The sequence below is a fragment of the Campylobacter sp. RM19073 genome, assembly GCF_024723495.1.
Lineage (GTDB): Bacteria > Campylobacterota > Campylobacteria > Campylobacterales > Campylobacteraceae > Campylobacter > Campylobacter porcelli.
On the sequence record NZ_JANQCT010000032.1, the window covers coordinates 1 to 9806 of the forward strand.

A 9806-nucleotide genomic window follows, 5' to 3' on the forward strand; every position below is an offset into this window, starting at 1 on the left:
GGTGCCTTACGCCACTAATTTTATAAAACAAATTTGAACCAAATAGGGTAACCATACGAAGTAGGGACTTTAGGGGTTTCCAAAACCAGCGAATGCGACGGCTTTAGCCGAGGTTTCTGTGAAAGGATCACCTTTGGTCGCAAAGACTAGCCAAGCTAGTCTGCGAAGTTAAAATAGGTTAAAAACCATAAAATAGCTCTTTAACCTTATGAAATAAGCGTTTGTAAATTCAGAATCGCTTTATTTTCTCGTAATCTATCAAGCTTTTTTGGATTATGCCATTTTGTATATCTTTATGGCAAGCGGTGCAGTTTGCCTTAGATTTTATATCATCTCTTAAGAATACTTTTTCATCTATTTTTCTATGCTTTTTTATCCAATATTCATTTTGAGTTATGGCTATATTTTGGTCGTTTTTGGCATATTTTAGTATATTAAATGCTGTTTTATTGCTATTCATTTGAGCAGAATTAGCAAGTAAAAAATTTAATATATTTTGATTTGCCTCTTCATCTATGCTAGCATCATCGCCAAAGTGATTTTCTAAATTTGCCATCATTATCTCCCACGATTTTTTAGGCAGTAAAAATGGCGGATAGAGCATATGACAGCTTCCACACTCTTTAGCAAATACGGCATTTTGTGAGCTATAATCCACCTTTAAAGCGTGAGATTTTAATATAAAATTATCCCTATTTAAAATATATAAAAAAGCAGAAATTATGGCTATAATCCACACTAAGCAAAAGATTTTTTGAGCTAAATTTGCCTTTACGCTCTCATCGTTTTTAGTTAGTTTATAGCCTGTTATCATAGAGTTTAAAGCATCATTTTTATGTATAAATTTATCTATCAAAGCCCCACAAATATGGATAATAGCCACTATTAAAAGCAGATTTGCCGATACTTCGTGTATGGATTTTACAAATTTAAGCTCATTATAATTATTGTATAAAAATGCAAAAATTCCGCTATTTTCATCTATTCCATAGAGCATAAGCCCAGATATAACGCAGATAAATCCAAGGCTTAGCATAATTATGATTGCTATGCTTGAGGCGGGATTATGCCCTATAAATTTCTCTTTTTTGCTAAAAAAAGATAGGAAATATCCGCCTAATCCGCTAAATTTAAAATCGCTAAATTTAGAGTATTTTGTCCCGATAAATCCCCAAATTATCCTAAATATAATCGCTACGCCAAATATCACGCCAAAAGCGGCGTGAAAATATAGCAAACCATCAAATTCGCTAAGCAAATATGATATAGCAAGACCAAGTATCAATGCAATATGAGAAAATCTCGCCGCAAAGCTGTAAATATAGCTCTTAATCACGCCAAGCCCCATAATTTGGTATATCTATAGTTTTTTTGCTATATATTCCAAGATCGGCTTTTTTATGACAGGCGGTGCAGTTTGATAGAGTTTTGACCTCTTTTTGCGTAATCATCCATTTTTCTATCTTTTTATGCTTTTTTATATGGTATGGAATTTCAGTTATAGACTGGTATAAAACGCCATTTTCTAGCGATTTTGTGATTTTCGCACTTCTTTTATAATTCATCGCATTTTGACTAGCATTTGCCAAAAGATAGCTAAGTATGCTTTTATTTGTCTCATCATCAATGCTCGCATCAGTGCCATAGTGATCGGCTAAATTTTTCATTATAAACTCCCAAGACTGAGCTGGCATAAGACCTGGCTGATAGCCAAAATGACAGGTGGCACACTCTTTTTTATATAGCTCATTATCTACTGGTTTTACATCTAAGCCCTTTGCTTGTAAGCTTAAAATAGCTACAAATATAAATAGTAAAAATCTCATTTTTTCTCCTTATTGTTTGATTAGATAGTAAAGGACATCGCCTTTTTCTATAGCGGTTCCCTCTCTTAAATACACATCTTTAAAATTCCTTTTTAGCCATTTTTTTACCTCTTTTACATCACTTAGTCTAGATGGATTTGCACTTGATGAAAGTGGGGCTATGGTTTTGTTTGTAAATATATTTGTGGCCTCTTTTTTAAGGTCGCTTCCATGGCAGCTTTGACAGGATATTTCTTGCGAGTTTTTGCCAATATTTTTGGTAGTAAAGATTTTTCCACCCCTTAAAGCGTCAAAATCTTTGAAATTTGGATCTAGCTTTTTAGCTTCTAACCTTAGCTCATCTATATAGCCTTGCATAGCAGGATTAAACTGGGCGGCATTTAAAGCATACGCACACAAAAATAGTAACGCTACTTTTTTCATAATCTCTCCTTATAAAATGATGTGGAATTATAAGTAAAAATTGTTTAATCGTTGTTAAATTTATCTAATATAATTAAAAGCTGAATTTGGGTAGAATGCCGCCTAAAGGAAGTAGATGAGAGCTAAAAATATAACAATTATAAAATTAAAAGATGATATTACAAAGTGTAAAAATGGCCTAAAGAGCAATTTTATGCGTCTTGGGGGTAGGAATTATGGAATTTATCAATCCAAAGAGATAGATAAGTTTTTAAAATCAGCCTTTGATATACTTAAATTTGATTCATTTGGGGATTTTGAGCCAAATGATGATAGTGTGCCTTTGTGTGTGATGGCTATTGGCAGCTACGCACTTGCTGAGATGAGCGTTAAGAGTCATATAGAACTAGCTATAATATATAAAAATGAGCTAGGCTACAACTCCAAATCCATAGCTTATAGATATACTAATATCTTAAAAGATGTTGGCTTAGATGTTAAGGCTAAGCTCTATGAGAGAGATGAGCTTGATTTGATTGCTAATGATATTGAGCTAACGGTGCTATTTAGCCATATTCGCTTTGTGTGCGGATCAAAAATGCTATATAAAGATATTAAAAATCAAATATCTCAAATAAATGAGAGCAAAAAAGATGAGTTGATTATGTATCATCTGCATAAACTTGAGCCGATGAATTGTCCGCACTATTTGGATTGTAGTCCAAATTTATTTAGCGGAAATGGCGGATTTATGGATTATAAAAGGGTATTTAGCCTTTTTGGCACAAATCCAAAAACAAGTGTATTAAAATATATTGATGAAAATGAGTTAAGTGAGATGAATTTGGCATTTGATTATATTAGCTCACTTCGCTCAGCTCTTCAAATTAGCGGTGGTGGAGAGATTTTGGGGCGTGAATATTTAGATTTAGTTTGTGAAGTTATGCAAACAAAAGCCAAAAAAGGTCTAAGCCCACAAGAGATACTACTAAGCAAATGCCTATGGGCTATGCATACTATATATATCTATTCTAGATATTTAGCTAGAAGTGCCTTTGGTGTTAAAATATCTTTAGGTACAGCTAGAGTGTGCCGCTTACCAAGTGGGCTATATAATATCGCAAATACAATCTACGCACCAAGTCGTAAAAAGCCAAAAGATCTCAAACTCATACTTAAGGATTTAAGCCTTTTGCCAGATGTGGAGCTTAAATTTGATATAAGCGTTTTAATCTATATAAAGCGTTTAGAAGATAGTAGCTCTCCAAAGGTTTATGAGGGGTTAAAAAAGATATTAAACCGCAGACATAGCAAGGATATTTTAAAATTACTACTAGATAGCTCAAAGCTACTTAAAATCATAAAGCCAATGGAATTTAGCTCACATCTAGCTAGTTTAGAAGGTGAATATAGCCTAGATGAGAGTTGTGTGGCTATAGTTGCACAGCTTGAGAGGATTGAAGATAGATTTGCTTTTAGCCTTTATGCTGACCTTTGTGCTAATGGAAAAATGCTATTAAAGCTAGTAGCATTACTTCATCAAGCGTCGCCAAATTATGTAAGTAGTGCTAATATATTTCGCTCATATTGTGCGAAATTAGATTTGATGCAAAAGACCATAAATATGGGTATTAATCTGATTAAAAATCAAAATCAACTAATAGATATTTTATCAGAGCCAATTAGTGAGCCATTAATGCTAAATTTAGTAAGCTCTATAAAAGAAAAACAAGCCCTAAAATTATTATATATCCTAACTTACGCTAGGTTAAAAGCTAAGAATTTAAATCACTTTAATCAAGCTCAAAATGCCAAACTTCGTCAAATTTATGATAGTGCCTTAAGTGCTTTTGATAGCGATGAGAGTCTTATGGATATTGTCAATAAAAGGACTAAAAAGATTGAGCTTTTAAAAAAGCAAAAGGAATTTATCGCCTTAGATAAGCAGATTAAAGATCAAATTTTAAGCATAGAGTCTAATTGGTTTTTTAATAAATATAGCCAACAGCAAATAATAGATATAGCACTTAGAGCCAGTGAGTGCTCAAATATAGATCTAGAGCTAACTAGCCATAGTTTGCAAATCATAGCCAAAAGAAATTGGAATATGGCTATGGCACTTAGGGAACTTCGCGGATTTGATCTTGCGTATATGGAGATTTGTGAGCTTTTTGATGGTAAAAGCTATATAAGGCTTGATTATAATTCTAATATTGATAAGAGTAAAAATCAGATTATCCAAGCTCTTTGCTCTAAGGAGAAGCCGCAATATGATAAGCCAATAATCTTGCCAAATGAGGTTGGATTTGATATGAATTATTCTCAAAATTATGCTAAATTAAATATAAATTCAAAAGACCAGCGAGGCTTTATGATCTATATTTTAAGTATGCTTAGTAAATTTCAAATTAAGTTAGCAAATGCTAGAATACAAACCATCAAAAATCGCACTAGAAATATGTTTCTTTTATCTATGGAAGATGGGTTAAAAGAGAAGATTGATAAGTTTTTAAAAGAGATTATAACGGAGTAAAATATGTGTGGAATCGTCGGATATATAGGCAGTAAAGAGAAGAAAAATATTATATTAAATGGACTAAAAGAGCTTGAATATCGTGGTTATGATAGTGCTGGGATGGCGATTGCTACTAGCGATGAGATAGGCTATTATAAGGCAGTTGGAAAGCTTGAGAATTTAGCTAATAAGATGAAAGAGTGCGAGTATAAAGGAGATGGAGTAGCCATAGGTCATACTAGATGGGCAACGCACGGCAAGCCTACTGAGATCAATGCTCATCCGCATCTTGGCGAGTATAGCTTTGTTATCCATAATGGAATTATAGAAAATTATAAAGAGCTAAAAGATGAGCTAGAAGCTAAGGGCGTGAAATTTATAAGTCAGACTGATACTGAGGTTATAGTTCATCTTTTTGAAGAGTATAATAAGAGTGCTAAAACCCCATTTGAAGCCTATAAAAAGACAATCTCAAGGCTAAAGGGTGCTTATGCTACCTTGCTTGTGACTAAGGCTGCTGCGGGTGAGCTATTTTTTGCTAAAAATGCAGCCCCTTTGATAATTGCTAAAGATGGCGATGAGATTTATCTATCTAGCTCAGACTCTGCGCTTATCGGTCTAGCCAAGGACGCTATATATCTTGAAGATGGCGTTTATGGCGTAGCAAAGCTTGGGAATTTAACTATCTTTGATGAGAATAATCAAGAGATAAAGCCAAATTTCACCGAGCTACCAAAAGATAAAGGATACGCTTTAAAAGATGGCTATAGATTTTTTATGGAAAAAGAGATTTATGAACAATCCCAAGTGATCGCTGAGTGCTTGATGGGTAGATTAAGCGATAGTGATCTGAATTTGGATATAGATGAGAGTATATTTGAAAATATAGAAGAAGTGGTATTATGTGCGTGTGGGACGAGCTATCACGCCGCCCTTGTAGCTAGCTATCTATTAGAAAGACTTGCTAAGATTAGGGCTAGTGTGGTTGTGGCTAGTGAATTTAGATACAAAGAGCCATTTTTAAATCCAAATTCTCTATTTATAGTAATTAGCCAAAGTGGCGAGACGGCTGATACCTTAGAGGCTTTAAAGATCGCTAAAAGGGCGAATTTAAACACCTTAGCCATATGTAATGTGGATAATTCAAGCATTGTTAGAATGGCTAAGGAGGTATTGCTTACTCGTGCTGGGATAGAAAAAGGAGTGGCAAGTACCAAGGCCTTTGCCACTCAAGTCATTTGTCTATGGATGCTAACTTTAAAATTAGCTAAAATTCGTAGCACCATAAGCAAAGAGATGCTCCAAAATGAGATTAAAGCACTTCGCAATATCCCAACTATTGTAAATTTCGATAAAAGCTTACAAGAAAAAATTTATCGCAAAGCCAAGCACTATGTCCATGGGCATGGATTTTTCTTTATCGGAAGGGATATTTTTTACCCACTTGCACTTGAAGGAGCGCTTAAATTAAAAGAGATTAGCTATTTACACGCTGAGGGCTATCCAGCTGGAGAGATGAAGCACGGCCCAATAGCCTTAGCAGATGAGGGGCTATATACGATTGCGCTTTTACCGCAAACCATTTTATATGATAAAACCAAATCAAATATAGAGGAGTTAGCGGCTAGAGATGCGTTTATAACTACCATTTCTCCTTTGGAATTTGAGCTTAGTGATGATTTTATAAGGATAAATTCGCATTCGCACCCGATGAGTGAGTTTTTTGAGATTATGATTATATTACAGCTATTTGCTCTTGAGATATCTATTAGATTAGGCAATGATGTGGATATGCCACGCAATCTTGCTAAGAGTGTAACGGTGGAGTAGAATTAAATTTATTTTTAAAGGATATTGATGAAAAAGTTCATTTTAATCATTTCACTATTTTTTGGCGTGGTTGTAGCTGAGGATTTAGATCCTAAAAAGTTAGAAATCTCTTGCGATAATGGAGATATGGATGCTTGCTATAACCTTGGAGTTTTATATGATGATGGTAATGGTGTAAAGCAGAATTACCAAAAAGCTGCTAAGCTATATCAAAAATCCTGTGATAATAATCATATATTGAGTTGTGCTGCTCTTGGACGCTTATATATATTTGGCAATGGAGTAAGACAAAATCACCAAAAAGCCGCTGAGTTAATTAAAAAAGCGTGTGATAATAATGATACACTTAGTTGTATTGCTCTTGGGATTTTATATGAAAATGGCAAAGGCTTAAGACAAGATTACACTATGGCTAAGGAGTATTATGATAAGGCTTGTAAATTAGGCGATCAAAAAGGTTGCGATAGATATAAAAGATTAAGTAGTAGATAAATTTATATTAGCGTAGTAATCTTTTGGTTAAGATTTATCTCTTTTTATGGGATTAAATCTTAGCCATCTTATCAAGCCTTGATAGAAATGGGGCAATGCGATTTATACTCTCTTTTCTTTTAGATGAGTAGTAAGTTAGCCTTACTGGTTGAGTTTTGCCACACTCTCTTAGTTCGCTGATTTTTCTTTTTATTTGGCGGATTGTCCCGCTAACGCCATCTACAATCTTACAATTTGGCATTAAAGCATTAAAGCTATCTTTAAAATAGTTAAAATGCGTACATCCTAGCACCAAAAGCGAGATATTTTCTCTATTAAATCGCTCTAGCTCCTCAGCGATATACCTACGCACTTTATCAGTATCAAACTCCATATTTTGGGCAAACTCCACAAGCCTAGGCATAGGCAAGAGATATGTTTTATCGCTTAAATTTGATCGTTTTATCAGCTCATTTAGTTTAGCTCCTTTTATGGTAGCTGGAGTGGCAATGACTAGTATATCGCCACTTGAGTTCTCTCCTAATTTAACCGCTGGCTCCATCCCTATAATCGGCAAGGTAAATTTACTCCTAAGTTCGCTTACGGCTGCACTGGTAGCGGTATTACACGCAATGACGATTATATCAGCCATAGGGCGTAAAAACTCCACCGCATCAATGCTAAGGGCTTTTATCTCATCAATGCTTTTTACCCCATAAGGTGCGTTATCATTATCAGCAAAATAGATAAAATCACACCCATCAATCTCTCTCATAGCTTCATTTAAAAGGCTTAGTCCCCCAAATCCAGAGTCAAATACCGCTACAACCATTATCCAAATATCTCAAATTTCTCAAATAAATTTTCATCATCATCTATTAAGCCTCTTTTAATAAGGTTATTTACTATATTTTTATTACAATTAGTCTCCTTTGGCCACTCTTTTGTATAGCCATCATCTATATTTTTACGAGTAGCATCGATGAATATCTGCTCACCATCTATATGTATATCCCGCTGCGCATCGATACTATTTGTTATACGCCAAGTCATCATATATGGATTGTTTAATCTTGCGTCGCTATCTACGAAAATTACTATCTTAAAATGCCTTTTAAATTCCAAAAGAGAATTAAAAAGTGGCTTTAAATTTGACTTTTTATCTATTTTAACCATACAAATTGGATTTTTACTATCGGTAAAATATTGATAAATATCTAAAATATCAAGATTAATCTTTTTAAATTTACTTAGTAGCTCAGCATCGCTTATAACCTCTACTGGCAAAGGAGCATAATCGATAGAAGCGTCAATCCCTAGCTTACCACCATAGCAAGAATTTGGACTAGCATGATCTAATTGATCGCAAATTCCGCTTGTGATTAAGCAACTTTTAGGGCTAAATCTATTTAAAATAAATTTAGCCAAATTCTCATAATCTCCTAAATTTGGTGCGTCATCTGGGACAAATATAGCGTGCTTTACAAAGCTCATTTGCCCCACACCCCAAAATGCATGCATAATCTGCTGAGCGTGAGCTGGGTAAAGATGGTTAAATTTAGCCAAAATTAGATTATGAAATACCCCATTTTCAGGCATTTTATAATCGATTAAATCCGGCACACTTGTCTGTAAAAGTGGCAAAAATATACGCTCTGTCGCATAACCCATATATTTATCTTCTAAAGGTGGTTTGCCTACTACGGTTGCGGAAAATATCGGATTTTTTTTATGCGTTATTTTTGTAACTCTCATTAGCGGAAATGGCTCAATTGGCGTGTAATACCCAGTATGATCGCCAAATTTACCCTCATCTCTTAGCTCATTTGGATCTACAAAACCCTCGATTACAAAATCAGCATCAAAAGGCACATATATATCATTAGTAAGCGATTTTACCAGTTTTGGAGCTTTTTTGCGGATAAACCCATATAACATTAGCTCAAAAATATTTTTTGGCAATGGAGCTTGTCCGCACCATATATATAAAGGATCGCCACCGATAGCTACGCTAACTGGCATTTTGACTCCTGCTTTTTTATACTCGTGAAAAAAATGAGCCCCATCTTTGTGGATTTGCCAGTGCATTCCTAGCTCATCTTTTGAGTGAATTTGTAAGCGATACATTCCTAAATTTTGAGTAGTGCCATTTAGCGTTTTAGTATAGACTTGCCCCATCGTGATAAATGCGCCACCATCGTAATCCCAAGTTTTTAAAACTGGAAGTTTATATAAATTTGACTCCATTTGACACTCTTGGCATACTCCTTTGCCCTTTAATCTTTTTGGAAAAATGGATTTTAAGCTTAAAATATGAGAAAAAAAGTCAATCTTTTCTTTTATAGAATTTGGTTTTTTAGGCTTTAAAAGCATAGAAATTTCATTGGCAATATCATCAATATTACGCCCAAAAATCAGCTCCAAAGCCTTAAAACTACCAAAAATATTTGTAATAACAGGCGGAAATTTATCCCCATTTTTATTTGTAGGATTGGTAAATAATAATGCTTTAGAATCGCTCTTTTTAACCTCAATATAGCTAAGATGAGCAATCTCAAGCTCAATATCGCATGGCTCATCAATAATTTTTAAAAGATTATTCTCTTTGAGTAAATTTATATATCGTTGCATATTTTCTCCATTTTTAAACAGATAAGTCTATCATAATATATAAAATATTTAGAAAAATTAGATGGAATTTATGAATTTTGCTTATAAAATTCATAATAATATTAAATTTAATTGATTTTATACATCCCCCC

8 protein-coding genes are annotated in these 9806 nt (G+C 34.1%); 3 read left to right on the forward strand and 5 right to left on the reverse strand.

The window, feature by feature from the left end:
- Positions 1 to 229: 229 nt before the first annotated feature.
- From CSUIS19073_RS07640 to CSUIS19073_RS07650, 3 genes are read right to left on the reverse strand one after another with little or no spacing between them, the layout of a single operon-like run.
- Positions 230 to 1336: a cytochrome b/b6 domain-containing protein gene (locus CSUIS19073_RS07640; RefSeq protein WP_180379415.1), complete on the reverse strand. Its 1107-nt coding sequence runs from the start codon at positions 1334 to 1336 to the stop codon at positions 230 to 232.
- Positions 1329 to 1826 (reverse strand): diheme cytochrome c, encoded by a 498-nt coding sequence (locus CSUIS19073_RS07645; RefSeq protein ID WP_086237939.1) that lies wholly within the window; start codon positions 1824 to 1826, stop codon positions 1329 to 1331. The genes CSUIS19073_RS07640 and CSUIS19073_RS07645 overlap by 8 nt, the downstream gene beginning before the upstream one ends.
- 9 nt (positions 1827 to 1835) lie before the next feature.
- Entirely contained in the window at positions 1836 to 2249 is a 414-nt protein-coding gene (locus CSUIS19073_RS07650) for a DUF1924 domain-containing protein (RefSeq protein ID WP_086242645.1), read from the reverse strand.
- 115 nt (positions 2250 to 2364) lie between these two features.
- Between CSUIS19073_RS07650 and CSUIS19073_RS07655 the strand changes: the two genes are divergently transcribed.
- From CSUIS19073_RS07655 to CSUIS19073_RS07665, 3 genes are read left to right on the forward strand one after another with little or no spacing between them, the layout of a single operon-like run.
- Entirely contained in the window at positions 2365 to 4761 is a 2397-nt protein-coding gene (locus CSUIS19073_RS07655) for a hypothetical protein (RefSeq protein WP_086242646.1), read from the forward strand.
- A 3-nt stretch (positions 4762 to 4764) separates the two neighbouring features.
- A complete protein-coding gene (gene glmS / locus CSUIS19073_RS07660) occupies positions 4765 to 6573 on the forward strand; it encodes a glutamine--fructose-6-phosphate transaminase (isomerizing) (protein WP_086242647.1) in 1809 nt (602 codons plus the stop codon).
- Positions 6574 to 6600: 27 nt separating this feature from the next.
- Positions 6601 to 7065 (forward strand): tetratricopeptide repeat protein, encoded by a 465-nt coding sequence (locus CSUIS19073_RS07665; protein ID WP_086242648.1) that lies wholly within the window; start codon positions 6601 to 6603, stop codon positions 7063 to 7065.
- Positions 7066 to 7117: 52 nt separating this feature from the next.
- Here CSUIS19073_RS07665 and murI read toward each other — a convergent pair whose 3' ends face one another.
- Both murI and CSUIS19073_RS07675 read right to left on the reverse strand, forming a co-directional pair.
- Entirely contained in the window at positions 7118 to 7876 is a 759-nt protein-coding gene (murI, locus tag CSUIS19073_RS07670) for a glutamate racemase (RefSeq protein ID WP_086242649.1), read from the reverse strand.
- On the reverse strand, positions 7876 to 9675 hold the full coding sequence (locus tag CSUIS19073_RS07675; RefSeq protein WP_086237945.1) for a menaquinone biosynthesis decarboxylase: 1800 nt from the start codon (positions 9673 to 9675) through the stop codon (positions 7876 to 7878). The genes murI and CSUIS19073_RS07675 overlap by 1 nt, the downstream gene beginning before the upstream one ends.
- Positions 9676 to 9806 lie beyond the last annotated feature (131 nt).